The sequence below is a fragment of the Halarchaeum sp. P4 genome, from assembly GCF_051195175.1.
Lineage (GTDB): Archaea > Halobacteriota > Halobacteria > Halobacteriales > Halobacteriaceae > Halarchaeum.
On sequence record NZ_JBNTKC010000002.1, the window covers coordinates 191136 to 207681 of the forward strand.

Annotated in this window: 20 protein-coding genes; 10 read left to right on the plus strand and 10 right to left on the minus strand. The window is 69.5% G+C overall.

The genetic code is table 11. The features are described 5' to 3' along the window. Window positions 1-83: 83 nt before the first annotated feature. A complete protein-coding gene (gene idi, locus ACQUS8_RS09085; RefSeq protein WP_435099865.1) occupies window positions 84-710 on the plus strand; it encodes an isopentenyl-diphosphate Delta-isomerase in 627 nt (208 codons plus the stop codon). A gap of 183 nt (window positions 711-893) precedes the next feature. Further along, window positions 894-1571, plus strand: coding sequence for an SDR family NAD(P)-dependent oxidoreductase (locus ACQUS8_RS09090; RefSeq protein WP_435099868.1), 678 nt, complete (start codon window positions 894-896; stop codon window positions 1569-1571). On the opposite strand, the gene ACQUS8_RS09095 is transcribed toward ACQUS8_RS09090, so the two are convergent. Then, window positions 1568-1822 (minus strand): hypothetical protein, encoded by a 255-nt coding sequence (locus ACQUS8_RS09095; protein WP_435099871.1) that lies wholly within the window; start codon window positions 1820-1822, stop codon window positions 1568-1570. The two genes, ACQUS8_RS09090 and ACQUS8_RS09095, sit on opposite strands and share 4 nt — an antisense overlap. A 90-nt stretch (window positions 1823-1912) precedes the next feature. Here ACQUS8_RS09095 and ACQUS8_RS09100 point away from each other — a divergent pair, with 90 nt between their 5' ends. The 4 genes from ACQUS8_RS09100 (at window position 1913) to ACQUS8_RS09115 (ending at window position 5240) form a co-directional block, all read left to right on the plus strand. After that, window positions 1913-2641 carry a molybdenum cofactor synthesis domain-containing protein gene (locus ACQUS8_RS09100; protein ID WP_435099874.1) on the plus strand — a complete coding sequence of 243 codons (729 nt, stop codon included), beginning with the start codon at window positions 1913-1915 and terminating at the stop codon, window positions 2639-2641. A gap of 99 nt (window positions 2642-2740) precedes the next feature. Next, the gene (thiC, locus tag ACQUS8_RS09105; protein ID WP_435101024.1) at window positions 2741-4135 is read left to right on the plus strand and encodes a phosphomethylpyrimidine synthase ThiC; all 1395 of its coding nucleotides are present in this window, start codon (window positions 2741-2743) and stop codon (window positions 4133-4135) included. 28 nt (window positions 4136-4163) lie between these two features. Next, complete coding sequence (locus ACQUS8_RS09110) at window positions 4164-4937, plus strand: 5-formyltetrahydrofolate cyclo-ligase (RefSeq protein WP_435099877.1); 774 nt, start codon at window positions 4164-4166, stop codon at window positions 4935-4937. Between the two features lie 30 nt (window positions 4938-4967). Continuing rightward, window positions 4968-5240 carry a hypothetical protein gene (locus ACQUS8_RS09115; protein ID WP_435099880.1) on the plus strand — a complete coding sequence of 91 codons (273 nt, stop codon included), beginning with the start codon at window positions 4968-4970 and terminating at the stop codon, window positions 5238-5240. Here the strand turns inward: ACQUS8_RS09115 and ACQUS8_RS09120 are convergent. From ACQUS8_RS09120 to ACQUS8_RS09145, 6 genes are all read right to left on the minus strand, one after another. Continuing rightward, window positions 5230-5535 carry a hypothetical protein gene (locus tag ACQUS8_RS09120; protein ID WP_435099883.1) on the minus strand — a complete coding sequence of 102 codons (306 nt, stop codon included), beginning with the start codon at window positions 5533-5535 and terminating at the stop codon, window positions 5230-5232. The genes ACQUS8_RS09115 and ACQUS8_RS09120 overlap by 11 nt on opposite strands. Continuing rightward, window positions 5535-5861: a DUF7126 family protein gene (locus tag ACQUS8_RS09125; RefSeq protein WP_435099886.1), complete on the minus strand. Its 327-nt coding sequence runs from the start codon at window positions 5859-5861 to the stop codon at window positions 5535-5537. The genes ACQUS8_RS09120 and ACQUS8_RS09125 overlap by 1 nt, the downstream gene beginning before the upstream one ends. 63 nt (window positions 5862-5924) lie before the next feature. Then, complete coding sequence (locus ACQUS8_RS09130) at window positions 5925-6749, minus strand: formate/nitrite transporter family protein (protein WP_435099889.1); 825 nt, start codon at window positions 6747-6749, stop codon at window positions 5925-5927. A gap of 189 nt (window positions 6750-6938) precedes the next feature. Continuing rightward, entirely contained in the window at window positions 6939-7253 is a 315-nt protein-coding gene (locus ACQUS8_RS09135) for a cupin domain-containing protein (RefSeq protein ID WP_435099892.1), read from the minus strand. A 66-nt stretch (window positions 7254-7319) separates the two neighbouring features. Further along, complete coding sequence (gene guaA / locus ACQUS8_RS09140; RefSeq protein ID WP_435099895.1) at window positions 7320-8237, minus strand: glutamine-hydrolyzing GMP synthase; 918 nt, start codon at window positions 8235-8237, stop codon at window positions 7320-7322. Beyond that, a complete protein-coding gene (locus tag ACQUS8_RS09145; RefSeq protein ID WP_435099898.1) occupies window positions 8237-9883 on the minus strand; it encodes a CTP synthase in 1647 nt (548 codons plus the stop codon). The genes guaA and ACQUS8_RS09145 overlap by 1 nt, the downstream gene beginning before the upstream one ends. 144 nt (window positions 9884-10027) lie before the next feature. Here ACQUS8_RS09145 and ACQUS8_RS09150 point away from each other — a divergent pair, with 144 nt between their 5' ends. After that, a complete protein-coding gene (locus ACQUS8_RS09150; RefSeq protein WP_435099901.1) occupies window positions 10028-11044 on the plus strand; it encodes an alcohol dehydrogenase in 1017 nt (338 codons plus the stop codon). Here ACQUS8_RS09150 and ACQUS8_RS09155 read toward each other — a convergent pair. Then, window positions 11034-11648 (minus strand): CocE/NonD family hydrolase, encoded by a 615-nt coding sequence (locus tag ACQUS8_RS09155; protein ID WP_435099904.1) that lies wholly within the window; start codon window positions 11646-11648, stop codon window positions 11034-11036. The genes ACQUS8_RS09150 and ACQUS8_RS09155 overlap by 11 nt on opposite strands. A 52-nt stretch (window positions 11649-11700) precedes the next feature. Here ACQUS8_RS09155 and ACQUS8_RS09160 point away from each other — a divergent pair, with 52 nt between their 5' ends. From ACQUS8_RS09160 to ACQUS8_RS09170, 3 genes are read left to right on the plus strand one after another with little or no spacing between them, the layout of a single operon-like run. Next, entirely contained in the window at window positions 11701-12519 is an 819-nt protein-coding gene (locus ACQUS8_RS09160; RefSeq protein WP_435099907.1) for a PspA/IM30 family protein, read from the plus strand. A gap of 42 nt (window positions 12520-12561) precedes the next feature. Then, window positions 12562-13614 carry a hypothetical protein gene (locus ACQUS8_RS09165; protein WP_435099910.1) on the plus strand — a complete coding sequence of 351 codons (1053 nt, stop codon included), beginning with the start codon at window positions 12562-12564 and terminating at the stop codon, window positions 13612-13614. Between the two features lie 50 nt (window positions 13615-13664). Next, entirely contained in the window at window positions 13665-14093 is a 429-nt protein-coding gene (locus ACQUS8_RS09170) for a universal stress protein (RefSeq protein ID WP_435099913.1), read from the plus strand. Here the strand turns inward: ACQUS8_RS09170 and ACQUS8_RS09175 are convergent. Further along, on the minus strand, window positions 14077-14565 hold the full coding sequence (locus ACQUS8_RS09175) for an HPP family protein (RefSeq protein ID WP_435099916.1): 489 nt from the start codon (window positions 14563-14565) through the stop codon (window positions 14077-14079). The genes ACQUS8_RS09170 and ACQUS8_RS09175 overlap by 17 nt on opposite strands. A gap of 2 nt (window positions 14566-14567) precedes the next feature. After that, window positions 14568-16499 carry a threonine--tRNA ligase gene (gene thrS / locus ACQUS8_RS09180; RefSeq protein ID WP_435099919.1) on the minus strand — a complete coding sequence of 644 codons (1932 nt, stop codon included), beginning with the start codon at window positions 16497-16499 and terminating at the stop codon, window positions 14568-14570. Window positions 16500-16546 lie beyond the last annotated feature (47 nt).

A 16546-nucleotide genomic window follows, 5' to 3' on the forward strand; every position in this document is an offset into this window, starting at 1 on the left:
GGGAAAAGCGTCACCCTCGCCGGGTCCTCGGCGCGACGACGGAAGTCCGAAGCCATTTGTAGCGCCTCGCCCTCCCTGAGAGCATGAGCGACGCAGACGCCGGCCGCGAGGACGAGGAAATCGTCCGAACGGCGGAGGAGGTCGAGAACGCGCGACAGGACGTCGTCGCGGTGAACAACGCGGACGAACCCGAGGGGCTGGTGAACCGCCTCGACGCGCACACGGGCGACGGCGTCCGCCACCGCGCGTTCACCTGCCTCCTCTTCGACGAGGACGGCCGCGTCCTCCTCGCACAGCGCGCCGCGCGCAAGCGCCTCTGGGACACCCACTGGGACGGCACCGTCGCCTCCCACCCCGTCGAGGGCCAGTCCCAAATCGAGGCGACCGAGGAACGCCTCGAGGAGGAACTGGGCGTGACCCCCGACCAGTATGGCGAGCTCGAGGTCACCGACCGCTTCGAGTACAAGCGCCACTACCTCGACGAGGGCGTCGAGTGGGAGGTCTGCGCGGTGCTGAAGGCGACGCTCCACGACACGACGCTCGACCCGGACCCCGAGGAGGTCGGCGGCGTCCTCTGGGCGGACTACGAGGACCTCTGGGAGAACCCGCGCCACTACCGCCAACTCCGCTTCTGCCCGTGGTTCGACATCGCGCTCCGGCGTGACCTCACCGGCGAGGCGGACCCCGAGGCCGGCGGACCGCGCGAGTAACCGTCACGCAACGCGTGACGAGGAGCGGAGCGCGAACGGAGTGAGACGCGAGCAACCTCGGCGCTCACCGTGTGAGGGCCGCGATACGCGAGCGCTGACCGAGCCGTATTTTTCTCTCCGCACCCGTCGCGGGCGACGCCGCGCGTCCGCGGGTCTCTTGGGGGCGGGCCGTTTCCCACGAGTATGGTCGAGACGCAGGAGTCACTGACGGGACAGGTTGCCCTCGTCACCGGCGCGGCGTCGGGCGTGGGGCGCGCGGTGGCAGCGGGCCTCGCGGAGTACGACGCGACGGTGTACGCGGCGACGCAGTCGATGAACGACGACGTGCCCGCGGACTGCGAGCACGTCCTGCTCGACGTGACACAGGAGGGCGACGCCGAGGCGGTCGTGGACGGCATCTACAGCGAGACGGAGCGCCTCGACGTGCTGGTGAACGCCGCGGAGTTCGGCCGCCCGGAGGGTGAGGGGAGCGACACCATCGTCACGGAGGACCCCTCGCGCATCGACCGGGCGCTCGCGACGAACGTCCGGGGGCCGATGGTGCTCTGTAAGCACGCGCTCCCGCTGCTCCTCCAGCAGCGGGCCCCGCGGGTCGTGAACGTCGGGAGCGCGCTCGGTGCGCCGGGCGAGACGACGTCCGGGTCGCCGGGGTATCAGGTCTCGAAGGCGGGGCTGGCGGCGTTCACGCGCTACCTCGACGCGGAGTACGGGACGCGCGGGCTGATGGCGAACACGGCCTTTGCGTCCGCGGAAGCCGGTGACGAGGAGAATCAGGGCGTCGAGACGGTGTTGTGGCTCGCGCGTCTCGCGGGTGGCGGGCCGATGGGCGAGGCGTTCCGCGCACCCGAGGAACCCGTCTAGTTTCGCGAGGCCTGCACGGACCAGAGCGCGGCGACGGCGAGGATGAGCGCGGGGACCATCGCGGCGGCCATGTAGGCGTTCTCGAAACTGAGGAAGGCGGGCGGCCAGAGGTAGACGATGCCGGGCGCGACGATGCCGGCGAACGCGAGGACGCCGACGAGGAGCCACGACTGGCGCTCGGAGAGTCCCTCGGCGTCGCTCTCGGCGCTCGCCGGTTCGTGAACGTACGGGTCCTCGGCGTCCTGTGCCATTACGGCGTGGGTATCGGCGGCGGGGCCAAAGCCTTGCCGGTCGCCCGCCGGGGTGACAACGGCTTTGCGGGTGGCGGCGTCACCACGAGTATGGTCGATTTTCAGTCCCGCGACAGCCGTCTCGCGGCCGGGGACGACAGTGACGAGGGCGACAAACAGGCGAGCGAGGGAGAGGAGAACGGCGGCCACGACGAGCACGCGGACCGCGACGGGCACGATGCGGCGGAGCACGGCCACGACCATCACGCCCACGACGTCGAGTCGGTGGCGGTCGGCGTGGTGACGGTGTCGTCGTCGCGGACCGAGGACGACGACCCGAGCGGCGACGCCATCGTCTCGCTCCTCGCCGAGGCGGGCCACGAGGTGGTGACGCGCGAACTCGTACCGGACGCCTTGGACGAGGTGCAGGGGACCGTCGACCGCATCGTCCGCCGCGACGACGTGGACGCCGTGGTGACGACGGGCGGGACGGGCGTGACACCCGACGACGTGACCGTGGAGGCGGTGCGGCCGCTCTGCGACAAGCGCCTCCCCGGCTTCGGTGAGCTCTTCCGACGGTTCTCCTACGACGACATCGGGACGCGCGTCGTCGGCACGCGCGCGGAGGCGGGTGTCGCGAACGGCGTTCCCGTCTTCTCGCTACCGGGGAGCGAGGACGCCGTCCGCCTCGGCGTCTCCGAGGTGATTCTCCCGGAGATCAGCCACCTCGTCGGCCTCGCGACGCGCCCCGAGGAGGACGAACCGGACACCGAATCGACCGGCAGCGACGCCGAGGATGGCGACGACACGGTGGGGGGAGAGCAGTCGGGCGAGGAGTGAGAGTCGGCACCCCTAGTCCTATAACGTGGTAGTATAACCTAGTAATCGATGGCTCGAACGCAGCTGCAACGAGCACGGGACGGCGAGATAACCAGCGAGATGGAGCGCGTCGCGGAGCGCGAGCGCCGCGACCCCGAGTTCGTCCGCGAGCAGGTCGCCGAAGGACGGGCGGTCATTCCCGCGAACCACGGCCACGACTCGCTCGACCCGATGGTCATCGGCGAGGCGTTCGCGACGAAGGTCAACGCGAACATCGGGAACAGCGAGGAGACGAGCGACCGCGAGGGCGAACTCCGGAAACTCCACACCGCCGTCCACTACGGCGCCGACACCGTGATGGACCTCTCGACCGGCCCGAACCTCGACGCCGTCCGCGAGGCGAACGTCGCACACTCGCCCGTCCCAATCGGCACCGTCCCCATCTACGAGGCCGTCAAGCGCGCCGGCGACCCCGCTGACATCACCCACGAGGGTCTCCTCGACGTCATCGAGAAGCAAGCCGAGCAGGGCGTCGACTACATGACGATACACGCCGGCGTGCGGATGGCACACCTCCCGCTCACCGACGGGCGCAAGACCGGCATCGTCTCGCGCGGCGGGTCGGTCCTCGCACAGTGGATGGAGGAGAACGCGATGGAGAACCCGCTCTACACGGAGTTCGAGGATATCTGCGAGATACTCGTCGAGCACGACGTGACGGTCTCGCTCGGCGACGGCCTCCGTCCGGGCTGTCTCGCCGACGCCGGCGACGACGCCCAGTTCGCCGAGCTCAACACGCTCGGCGCGCTCACCGCGACCGCGCAGGAGCACGGCGTGCAGGTAATGGTCGAGGGCCCGGGCCACGTCCCGCTGGACGAAGTCGCCGGACAGGTCGAGCGCCAGCGCGAGGTCTGCGACGGCGCGCCCTTCTACGTCCTCGGCCCGCTCGTCACGGACGTCGCGCCCGGCTACGACCACATCACGAGCGCCATCGGCGCCGCCGAAGCCGGTCGCGCGGGTGCCGCGATGCTCTGCTACGTCACCCCCAAAGAACACCTCGGGCTTCCCGACGAGGAGGACGTTCGGGACGGCCTCGCCGCCTACCGCATCGCCGCGCACGCCGCCGACGTCGCCAACAACCTGCCGGGTGCGCGCGACTGGGACGACGCGCTCTCCGAGGCCCGCTACGAGTTCGACTGGCGCGAGCAGTTCACGCTCGCGCTCGACCCCGAACGCGCCCGCGACTACCACGACCAGACACTCCCCGGGGACAACTACAAGGACGCGCGCTTCTGCTCGATGTGCGGCGCGGAGTTCTGCTCGATGCGCATCGACCAGGACGCCCGCGACGCCCGCGACGACGGCAAGATGAGCACCATCGACGACGAGACCGACCTCGAATCCTCGCCCGCCGCCGACGCGAACCGTCCGCCGGTCGGCGAGCACGACACCTCCCGCGTCCCCGACGAAATCGAGGTTGGCGGCGTGACGTTCACGCCCGCGGACGACGACTGACTTAGGGCACGCGCCCGAACGCCCCCGCATGGAGAAGGACGACGTCCGCGAGTCGGTGTGGGACACCCTCGAGGAGGAAGGACTGGCGCGCTTCCCGTTCCCGCCGCACGGCCGCATCCCGAACTTCGCGGGGGCGGACGAGGCCGCCGAGCGCCTCGCCGAGACGGACGCGTGGCGCGACGCCGACGTCGTGAAGGCGAACCCGGACGCGCCCCAACTCCCGGCGCGCCGACGCGCGCTCCACGACGGGAAGACGCTCTACATGGCGGTGCCGCGCCTGCGCGACCCCGAGTGTTTCCTCGAACTCGACCCCGAGCGCATCGACGAGGCGGAGTACGACCGCGCGCCCGCCCTCTCGAACGTCGACGAGTACGCGACGGCGGTCCGCCCCGAGGCGGTCGGACACGTCGATCTGGTGCTCTCGGGAAGCGTCGCCGTCTCCGAGGACGGCGCGCGCGTCGGGAAGGGCGAGGGGTTCAGCGACTTCGAGTTCGCGATCCTCACCGACGCCGGGTTGGTGGGACCGGCCCCGAGTCGAACCCACCGAACGGCGAGCGGTGAAACCACAAGCGACGACGAGACGACGGTCGCGACGACCGTCCACGAGGAGCAGGTGTTCGCCGAGGCGTCGTGGCCGGTGGACGCCCACGACGTCCCGATGGACCTCGTGGTGACGCCCGAGCGCGTCATCGAGACCGAGACGCCCTACGACCGGCCGGCGGGCATCGACTGGGACGCCGTTTCGGCGACGGAGCGCGAGGAAATCCCGATCCTCGACGAACTCGCGGAATCGGGCCGATAGTTTATCAGTCAGCGATCCGAACTGTACGGCATGTCTTCGGGCGACGCGACCGACGGCGGCGACGACCCGGACGGGCCGGACGCCGCCGCACTCGCCGTCCGCGACGCGGCAATGGACGCCTGCGGCGGCAAGCCGACGTGTTCGGTCTGTCCCGCGTCCGCCGACTTCTACCTTTACGAGGCCGACCGGGTGTCGACGTTCGCCTGCTGGGAGCACGTCAGTCCCTACGCCGCGGACGTGAACGGGTCGCCCGAGTCGAGCGAGCGCCCCATCGCGGTGCCCCTCGACTCCTTCAGGGAGTGACGCGCTCGCGGAGACCTGAGAGCACGCCGGAGAGCAGCGCGAGCGGCAGGGCCGCGTTCGCGGCGGTGTAGGCTGCCGTCGCGACGATACCGGCTCCAGTCCCGAGCGCGCCGACGGCGAGCACGAGGTCCACCGTCTCGCGGGACGGCCGGAGCGCCGCCAGCAGCGAGCGCGGACGCGGCGGCCGCGGGAACGAGACGGGTGGGGACGGAATAGGTGGTTTCGGCGCCGAGAGCGACGGCTTCGGGAGCGAGAATTCGGGGAGCGATTCGGGAATCGACGGGCGCGACGGCATCACTCGACGTCGGGGGTGAGTTCCTCGGCGACGGCCTCGACGGGAAGGACGTCCGGGTGGACGGCGAGGTCGAGGTTCCCACGGACGAACTCGGGGACGGAGTCGGCGGCGTAGACGACGGTCTTGAGGCCCTCGTTGAGTTCGAGGGCGACCGGAATCGCGGTGGCTTCGCCGACGTCGGTGACGACAAGGAGGTCGGCGGACTCGATGCCGGCCTCGCGGAGGCGGTCGCCGGACGCGGCGCCTTCGAGGCGCGTGACGTCCGCGCCGCGGGCGTCGAGGGCGGCGCCGAGGCCGCGGTCGGGGCCGACGATGATTACGTTCATGGCCTGTTCTGCGCGACGAGCGCCTAAGAATGTGGCGAGTACGGTGCGTGCCGACTGCCGTCCTCACTCGCGCTGGCCGCGAACGACGTAGCCGTACTTCAGGAGGGCGACGAACACCGACCCGCCGACGGCGTTCCCGAGGACGGCGAGGACGACGAAGCGGGCGTAGTCGGCGAGCGTGATCGTGGGGGCGACGAACGCGCCCGCGAGCACTTCGACGGTGCCGGCGACGGCGTGCGGGAGGTGGCCGAAGCCGATGACGGTGGTGACGAGGACGACGAGCGCGAGCTGGGTCGTCGCGTCGCGGACGGCGGTGACGAGCCACGAGAGCAGGCCCATCAGCCAGCCGGCGAGGACGGCGGCGACGAGCGTGACGTACCACGGATGGGAGACGAGCGGCTCGGCGAGGTGGACGAACGCCGCGGGGTCGACGATGCCGTAGGCGGGCGCGGCGGCGACCATCGCGAGCGCGAAGACGGCACCGCCGACGGCGTTCCCGAGGTAGACGACGCCCCAGAGCCGAAGGAGCGAGCGGACGGTCGCACGGCCGTCGAGGACAGGGACGACCGCGAGCGTGGTGTGCTCCGTGAAGAGCGCGGCGCGCCCGAGGACGACGAAGACGAACCCCGTCGCGTAGAGGACGCCGAGCGTCAACTCGAGCGTTGGGGCCGACCAGACGCCGGCGGCGACGGAGTAGAGCGCGGCCATGAAGAGCGGGCCGAAGCCGACGTCGAGGCCCGCCGAGACGCCGGAGAGGAGGAGGCCGTCGGTCGGCCGCCGGAGTTCGTCGAGCCCGTAGTCGAGTTGGGCGGCGAGCACTTCCTCCTGCGAGCGCACGTGGCCGGTCGAGTCGTCGACCGACCCGGTATCGGTCTCCGACGCTCCCATACACGCGAACGTACGACTGTCGGGAAAACGGACGTTACGGCTAGAGCGAGACACGCCGCGAGCCTACGCGTCGGCGGGGAGGCGTGCGAGGGTGCGGCGGAGGAGCGGCGGCGTCGCCATGGACGTCGCGACGGCGACGAGATGGCGGAGAACTGCGGGAGTAGCGCACCCGTCAGCAACCGTGGTGACTCACTCCATCGGTCCCATCGTCGCCGTGAACACCGCGACTGACTCGCTCTCGTTGCGCGCGCCGTGCGGGACGCCGCGCTCGAAGGGGACGACGGCGGGCGCGCCGACGCGCTCCTCCTCGCCGTCCGCGACGACGACGAGTTCGCCCTCGAGGACGTGGAAGACGTTCGTCTGCTCTGGGTGTTCGTGTGGGTCGACTCGGGCGCCCGGCCCGAGCGCGAACGCCTTCACGAGCACGTCCGGCGAGTAGTGGAGTTCGGTCGTCTCGACTTCGTTCGGGTCGACGTCCATGTCGACGTCGCTGTAGCGGTCCATACGTGACACGTAAATAGAGAGATAAAAAGACGTACCGGGCCACGACGACTCCGGAACGCCGGTTCGTTATTCGTACTCGATGGTCGCGGGCGGCTTGTGCGTGACGTCGTAGACGACGCGCGAGCAGTCCTCGACGGTGCCCGTGATGCGCGACTGGAGGCGCTGGAGGGTCTCCCAGTCGAGTTCCTGGGCGCGGGCGGTCATGCCGTCACGGGACTCGACGGAGCGGACGGCGACGACGTGGCCGTGGACGCGGTTGTCGCCCTTCACGCCGGTCGCGCGACCGAGGACGGCCGCAAAGGCCTGCCACGGGTCGTACTCCTCGAGTTCGTCTTCGACGATGGCGGTCGCCTCGCGGGCGACCCGGACCTTCTCCTCGGTGACTTCGCCGACGACGCGGACGGCGAGGCCGGGACCGGGGAACGGCATGCGCTCCGAAATGACTTCCTCGAGGCCGAGGTGGCGCGCGACCTCGCGCACTTCGTCCTTGTAGAGGTCGCGCAGCGGCTCGATGAGGCCGTCGAAGTCCACGACGTCGGGAAGGCCGCCGACGTTGTGGTGGCTCTTGATGTTCCCCTCGGACTCGATGCGGTCCGGGTAGATGGTGCCCTGGACGAGGTAGTCGGCGTCGACTTCCTTCGCGACCGTCTCGAACTCCCGGATGAACTGCTCGCCGATGACGTGGCGCTTCTCCTCGGGATCGGTGACGCCCTCGAGCTTGTCGAAATACCTCTCGGACGCGTCGACGACGCGCAGGCGCTCCATGTAGCCGAAGACCTCCTCGATTTCCTCGGTCTCGCCCTTGCGCATCAGGCCGGTGTCGACGTAGACGGGGACGAGCTGCTCGCCGACCGCCTCGTAGGCGAGCGCGGCGGCCGTCGAGGAGTCGACGCCGCCGGAGAGCGCGATGATGGCCGTGCTGTCGCCGAGTTCCTCGCGAATCTCCGCTTTCGCGTCCGCGACGAATTCCTCGACGTCCACCATCAGTTGCTCACCTCCGTGGCCGTCTCGGTGCCAGCCTGCTCGATGACGGCGTCGACGAGGCCGACGAACGGCGGCGACGCACGCGAGGGTCGCGAGCGGAACTCGGGGTGGAACTGCGTCCCGAGGAAGAACGGGTGATCCTCGCGCTCGACGATTTCCATGCGGTTGCCGGCGTGCCCGGAGAACGTCAAGCCCTCGGTGGCGAGGCGCTCGATGTACTCGGGGTTGACCTCGTAGCGGTGGCGATGGCGCTCCGTGCACTCGGTATCGCCGTAGACGTCCTCGGCGAGCGTGCCCTCGTCGATTTCGGTGACGTGCGCGCCGAGGCGCATCGTGCCGCCGAGGTCCTCGAGGTCGTACTGCTCGGGCAGGAGGTCGATGACGGGGTGGGGCGTGTCCGGGTCGATTTCGGCGGAGTGTGCGCCCTTGAGGCCGACGACGTTCCGGGCGTGCTCGACGACGGCGAGCTGGAAGCCGAGACAGAGGCCGAGGAAGGGGACGCCGTTCTCGCGGGCGTAGCGGACGGCCTCGAGTTTGCCCTCGGTGCCACGCGCACCGAACCCGCCGGGGACGACGACGCCGTCGGCCTCCTTCAGGCGCTCCTCGTGGGCGTCCGTCATCTCGTCGGCGTCCACCCACTGGACGTTCACGTCGACCTGCTGCTGGAGGCCGGCGTGCTTGAGCGCCTCGTGAATGCTGATGTAGGCGTCCTCTAAGGCGTACTTCCCGACGAGCGCGATGTCGACCTCGCCCGTCGTGTCCTGAGTGACGGTGTCGCGCCACTCCGTCGAGCGCTCGCCCTCGGGGAGCGCGTCGTCGGCGATGGCGAGGCGCTCCATGACGTACTCGTCGAGGCCCTCGTCTTCGAGGACGAGCGGGACGTGGTAGATGTCCTCGACGTCGGGGTTGGAGAAGACGGCCTCGGTGTCGACGTCGCAGAAGAGCGCGATTTTCTCCTTGACGTCCGGGTCGAGCTTCTCGGGATTGCGCCCAACGAGAATGTCCGGCTGGAGGCCGATGGAGCGCAGTTCCTTCACGGAGTGCTGGGTCGGCTTCGTCTTCTGCTCGCCGTTCTTCGAGTTCGGGACGAGCGTGACGTGCGTGAAGAGGAGGTCCTCGTCGTCCTGCTCGTGGCTGAACTGGCGGAGCGCCTCAAGGTAGGGCATCCCCTCGATGTCGCCGACGGTCCCGCCGATTTCGACGATACAGACGTCGGTGCCTTCCGCGGCCTCGCGGATGCGGCGCTTGATGTCGTCGGTGACGTGCGGAATCACCTGGACGGTCTTCCCGAGGTAGTCGCCGGCGCGTTCACGCTCGATGACCTCCTGGTAGACCTTCCCAGTCGTGACGTTGTGGTCCGACGTCATGTCGACGTCGAGGAAGCGTTCGTAGTTGCCCAAGTCGAGGTCGACTTCCCCACCGTCCTTCAGCACGTACACCTCGCCGTGCTGATAGGGGTTCATGGTGCCCGCGTCCACGTTGAGGTACGGGTCGACTTTGACGGCGGTAACGTCGAAGCCCGCGTTCGTGAGGAGGCGGCCGAGGCTCGCGGCGGTGATGCCTTTCCCGAGGCCGGACATCACGCCGCCGGTGACGAAGACGAACTTGTTCCCCAATTCGGGGTCGTATCCGGTCTCCTGCGGCATACTGCGTCTCCGGACGAAGCGATGAAAACGGTTTCGGGACGGGCCGCAGAGTGCGGTGTGGTGCCACGCGTCCGCCCGGGCGTGGAGGCGGCCCGGAGTGCCCGTAGCCACAGAACTAACGGCGCGCCGTCCGACGCCTCGCGTATGTCAGAGACGATGCGCGCAGTCGAAGTTCCGGAGGCAGGTGCCGACTTCGAGGTCGTCGAACGCGAGGTCCCGACCCCCGGCCCCGAGGCGGTCCGCATCGCCGTCGAGGCCTGCGGCGTCTGTCACAGCGACGAGATGACGAAGGAGGGTGTCTACCCCCGCATCGAGTTCCCGCGGACGCCCGGCCACGAGGTCGTGGGGCGCATCGACGCCGTCGGTGCGGACGTGACGGAGTGGGCGGAGGGCGATCGCGTCGGCGTCGGCTGGCACGGCGGCCACTGCTTCACCTGCGAGGCGTGTCGCCGTGGCGACTTCATCAACTGCGAGCACGCCGACGTCACCGGCATCGACTTCGACGGCGGCTACGCCGAGTACACCGTCGCGCCCCGCGAGGCGCTCGCCGCGGTGCCCGAGGAACTCGACGCCACCGAGGCCGCACCGCTCCTCTGCGCGGGCATCACGACGTTCAATGCGCTCCGCAACAGCGACGCCCGGCCCGGCAACCTCGTCGCCGTGCAGGGTGTGGGCGGCCTCGGCCACCTCGGCATCCAGTACGCCCACGAGGCCGGCTTCGAGGTCGTCGCGCTCTCTCGGGGCACCGAGAAGGAGGCGTACGCCCGCGAACTCGGCGCGGACCACTACGTCGACACCGAGCGCGAGGACCCCGCCGAAGCCCTGCAGGCGCTCGGCGGGGCGAAAGTCGTCCTCGCCACTGCGCCGTCTAGTGAGGCCATCTCCTCCGTCGTCGGTGGCCTCGGTGTTGACGGCGAGGTGCTCGCCGTCGGCATCCCCGCCGACCCCGTGGACGTCCACGTCGGCCAACTCGTCGGCACCCGCGGGTCCGTCTCCGGGTGGGCCTCGGGCACCGCGCGCGACTCGCAGGACACGCTGGAGTTCAGCGCGCTCCGCGACGTCACGCCCGAAGTCGAGACGTTCGACCTCGCGGACGCGGGCGAGGCCTACGAGCGCATGCTGAACGCCGACGTCCGCTTCCGCGCCGTCCTCACGCCGTGAGGCGCGTGACGAGGAACGACCCGACTTCCTCCGCGACTGCGTCCTGCTGGCCGACGAAGGAGTGGTCCGCGTTAAGCGCCCGGACTGGCCCACCGCGCTCGCGGACGGCGTCGACGACGCCCTGCCAGTCCGCGGTGTCGTCTCGCTCGCCGTAGACGACACAGACCGGCGTCGAGGGGTCGATGTCGCGTATCGCCGCGGCGGCGTCCAACTCGTCGCCGACTGCCGAAACGGGCGCGAGGAGCGCGAGCGCGTCGACGGAGACGTCGACGTCCGCGGCGGCGAGGGCGGCGACGCCGCCGCCGAAACTGAACCCGTAGAGGCCCACCCGGTCGTAGCGCTCGGCCGCCCACCGGAGGGCGTTCCGGGCGTCCTCGCGCTCGCCGTAGCCGTCGTCCCACTCGCCGTAGTCGACGCGGAGACAGGCGACGCCGCGCTCGGTGCAGTAGTCGCTGACGGCGGTGAGCCGTCCGTCACCGCGATGGCCACCCATCCGTGGGTGTGGCGGGCACGCGACGACGCAGGCGGCCGCGCCGTCCTCGGGCGCGTCACGGGTGGCTTCGACGCGGCGCGCGCCCGGCACCAGTACCGTCTCCTGTCGCATACCGGTACGAGCGCGGGGGAGAACTTTAACCCTCGAACGACGTGTTTGGAGTATGGGACTACTCTCGCGGGCCTCCTACATCCTCCGCTCGAAGTTCAACTCCCTCCTGAACCGCGCGGAGGACCCGACGGAGACCCTCGATTACTCGTACGAGCAGATGCGCGACGAACTGAAGGACGTCGAGCGCGGCCTCGCCGACCTCGTCGCGCAGAAGAAACGTCTCGAAGTCCAGCGCGAGCGCCTCCAGAAGAACGTCGAGAAGCACAACGAGCAGGCGCGCGAGGCGATGCGACAGGACCGCGAGGACCTGGCGCGACGCGCCCTCGAGAAGAAACAGCAGAAACTCGACCAGATCGAGGAGATGGAGGAGCAGATTTCCTCGCTCGAGTCCACGCAGCACGACCTCGAGGAGAAGAAGAGCCAACTACAGGACCGCATCGAGCGCTTCCGCACGAAGAAGGAGACGATGAAGGCGCGCTACGAGGCCGCCGAGGCACAGACGCGCGTCTCGGAGGCGATGACGGGCGTCGGCGACGAGATGGCGGACGTCGGGCGCGCCATCGAGCGCGCCGAGGAGCGCACCGACGAGATGGAGGCGCGCGCGGCGGCGATGGACGAACTCACCGACCGCGGCGTCTTCGAGGACCAACTCTCGGACGAGGACGCCATCGACCGCGAACTCTCGCAGGGGCGTGCCAGTCGCGAGGTCGAGGCCGAACTGGAGACGCTCCGCGCCGAGTCCGGAAAGTCGATCGAGACGGACGAGACGGCCGAGACCGAGGACGTGGAGGCGGACGTCGACGTGGACGAGGCGGCCGTCGAGGCGGAGCTCGAGGAGTTGCGCGAGGAGGACGACGCGGAGAAGCAGTAGGGGCCGCCACGCTATTGGCGCGTCGGGACGCGACTCCCGCGTATGTCGGACGGAGACGGGAACTCCGAACCGGGGGACACGATGCGCGAGCGGGTGCCGGAGAGCAGGTGGGCGTTCTGGGTGTTGCTCGACGCCGACCGGTGGCTGGTCGCGAGCCTCTTCCTCGGGTCGGTGTTCTGCACGCTGGTCGCGGCGGGTCTGCTGCACCCGACGCCGGTGAAGGCGTTGTTGACGCGTGGCGACCCGCTGGAGACGCTCTATCAGGCGCTCGTCGGCTCGACGGTGACGGGCGTGACGCTCGTGTTGACGCTGAGCCAGCTCGTGCTCTCACAGGAGCAGGGACCGGCGGGCGACCAGCGCGAGCGCATGGAGGGCGCGATGGCCTTTCGCGACGACGTGGCGGACGTCGTTGGGGAGCCGGTGAGTCCGGCGCAGCCGTCGGCGTTCCTCCGTGCGCTCGTGGCGGTCACGCAGCGCCGGGCGGAAACCGTCGGCGACGCCGTCGCGGAACTGGACGACGGTGAACTGGCGGAGCGCGCGGCGACGCTCGTCGACGACGTGGTGGGGAACGCCGAACGGGTGGCGTCGAACCTCGAGGGCTCACAGTTCGGCGAGTTCGACGTGGTGTTCTCAGCGTTGAACTACAACTACTCGTGGAAGCTCTACGCGGCGCGTCGCCTCCGTGTGGCGCACGCCGACGCGCTCTCGGAGCGAGGGACGGCGGCGCTCGACGACCTCATCGAGGCGCTGGAGCTGTTCGGGCCGGCACGCGAGCACTTCAAGACGCTGTACTTCCAGTGGGAGCTCGTCGATCTCTCGCGAACGGTGCTCTACGCCTCGATTCCGGCGCTCGCGGTGGCGGCGGGGTCGCTGTTGTTCTTCGACCCGCGGGACGTGGCACAGGGCTGGGTGGCGCTCGTCGTCGCGGCGGCCACCGTCTCGGTGGCGCTCCTGCCGTTCGCCATCCTGCTCGCGTACGTCCTGCGCATCGCGACGGTGACGAAGCGAACGCTCTCCATCGGCCCGTTCATCCTCCGGGAGACGGACCGGTCGCACGACTTCGAGTGGGACGAGCACGACGGCGAGACGGAATAGGATTCTACACGATAGATTAACATAGTTGTGGGTGCTAGTGTGTCTCACGCATGTATGACTCCGTGTTGGTTCCGACGGACGGGAGCGACGTCGCCGCCCGCGGGGTCGCGCACGCACTCGACTTCGCGGCCCAGTACGACGCCACACTCCACGTCCTCTCCGTCGTCCCGACGGAGGAGACGACGACCGTCGTCGGCCCCGCCGCCACCGGGTCGCTCGCCACCGCCTACGAGGCCGAGAGCGAGCGCACCGCCGCGGACGTCGCCGCTCGCGCACGCGAGCGCGGCCTCGACGTCGAGACCACCATCGAAACGGGACGCCCCCATCAGACCATCGTGTCCTACGTCCGCGAGCGCGACATCGACGTCGTCGTGATGGGGACGCACGGCCGCAGCGGCGTCGCGCGCTTCCTCGTCGGCAGCACCACCGAGCAGGTCATCCGGCGCTCCGACGCGCCCGTCCTCACCGTGCGCGCATAGCACGGGCCTTCACGCGCGCCGCGTCGAGCACGAGGAGGAGGCCCACGCCGCCGAGGAAGACGAGGACGTCGACGGCCCGCCCGGGAATGCCGAGCGTGAAGATGAGTACCGTCGCGTACGCCGGCGCATGGCGCGCCTCCAGCGCCGCCATTCCGAGCGTCGCGGCGACGACGGCGACGACGACGGCCGCGACCTGTCGGAGGCCGACGGCGGTGTGCGGGAGGAGCGTGACGCCCGCGAGCGGGCCGACGAGCACGCGCACCGCGAGGAACGCCAGCAGCACCCCCACCGCCTGCCCGAGGATGACCTCGCGGGCGGTCGCACGCCACGGGCGCTCGCGCGTCACCAGCACGTACGCGGACGGGCCGAGACTCGGCAGCAGGAACGGCATCCCCGTCAGCCACGCGAGCAGCGCGAGCGGTCCGAGCAGCCACGTGAGGAGGACAGCGTGCTCGACGTCGCCCGGACGCACGCTTACTGGCCAGCGAGGAACGTCGGCTCGAGGTGCTTCTGCTCGACTTCGCGCTCGAGGTGCTCGCGGAACTCGACGGGGTCGACGTCGTTCGCCTCGCGCTCCTTCCGGTCGCGCACCGAGATGGTCCCGGACTCCGCCTCGTCGCCGCCGACGATGACCATGTAGGGGACGCGGTCCTCGTGGGTTGCCTGGATCTTCTTCCCGATGGTCCACGAGCGGTCCTCGACCTCGACGCGGTAGTCGCCGAGTTCGGCGGCGACTTCGCGGGCGTAATCGAGGTTGTCGTCGCTGATGGGGAGGACGCGCACCTGCTCGGGGGCGAGCCACGTCGGGAACTTCCCGTTGAAGTGCTCGATGATGACGCCCATGAAGCGCTCGAAGCTCCCGAGGAGCGCGCGGTGAATCATCACCGGGTGGTGCTCTTCGTTGTCCTCGCCGACGTACGTCAGGTCGAGGTTGCGCGGGATGTTGAAGTCCACCTGCACCGTGCCGATGGTCCACTCGCGGCCGAGGGCGTCGCGGGCGTTCACGCCGATCTTCGGGCCGTAGAAGGCGGCTTCGCCCTCCTCGACGTCGTAGTCGAGGTCCTCCTCGCGGAGGGCGTCGATGAGCGCGTCCGTCGCCTGCTCCCAGATTTCCTCGCTGCCCATCGCGTCCTCGCCGCGCGTCTCGAGCTTGTAGAGGACGTCGAGGCCGAAGTGGCCGTAGACCTCCTCGATGGTCTGGAGGATGTCGAGAATCTCGCTCTGAATCTGGTCGGGGCGCACGAAGGCGTGGCCGTCGTCCTGCGTCAGGCCGCGCACGCGCAGCAGACCGGAGAGTTCGCCGGACTGCTCGTTGCGGTAGACGTTCCCGAACTCGGAGAAGCGCAGCGGGAGGTCACGGTAGGAGTGGGTCTGTGAGTCGTAGATGTGCGCGTGGTTCGCGCAGTTCATCGGCTTGAGGCCGTACTCGGTGTCGTCCTGCTCCCAGGCGAACATCTCGCCGTTCTCCGTGAACGTCTCGTAATGGCCGGTGGGCTTCCAGAGGTCCGTCTTGTTCAGCTCGGGCGTGCGGACCTCCTCGAAGCCGAGTTCGTCGTTCTTCGCGCGGATGTAGTCCTCGAGCTCGCGGCGAATCGCCATCCCGTTCGGGTGGTAGTGCGCACAGCCCGGGGAGTGCTCGGGGATGCTGAAGAGGTCGAGTTCGCGCGCAATCTTGCGGTGGTCGCGCTCCTCGGCCTTTCGGCGCAGTTCGAGGAACTCCTCGAGTTCGTCCTCGGACGGGAACGCCGTGCCGTAGACGCGCGTCAGCGTCTCGTTCTCCTCGTCGCCGCGCCAATAGGCGGCAGAGATGTCGAGGAGCTCGAACCCCCCGATTTCGCCCGTGGACTCGACGTGCGGGCCCTTACAGAGGTCCTGAAACTCACCCTGCCGGTAGAAGGAGACGGGGTCCTCGCCCGCGGCCTCCTCCTCCAGGATTTCGCGCTTGAAGCGGTTGTCCTCGTAATACTCGAGGGCGTCCTCGCGCTCGAGCGTGACGTGCTCGACGTCGAGGTCCTCGTCGATGATGTCCTCGGCTTCCGCCTGAATCTCCTCAAGGTCGTCCTCGTCGAGGTCGACGCCGTAGATGTCGTAGTAGAAGCCCTCGTCCGTGTAGGGGCCGATAGTGAGTTTGGACTCGGGGTAGAGGCGCTGGAGGGCCTGCGCGAAGACGTGCGCGGCGGTGTGCCGGAGGACGTCGACGTACTCCTCGGAGGAGTCCGTCACAATTTCGATGCGGCAGTCCTCCGTGAGGGGCGTCTCCTTGGAAACGAGGTCGCCGTCGACGACGCCGGCGACGGTGTCGCGGCCGAGTCCCTCACCGATGTGGTACGCGATGTCCTCGACCGTCTCCCCGGACTCCGCGTCGAGCGTGGAGCCGTCGGGGAGCGTGACCGTGATGTCGCTCATGGGGCGTGATACGGCCAACGGCCCACATAAGCGTGTCCGTCCGCCGA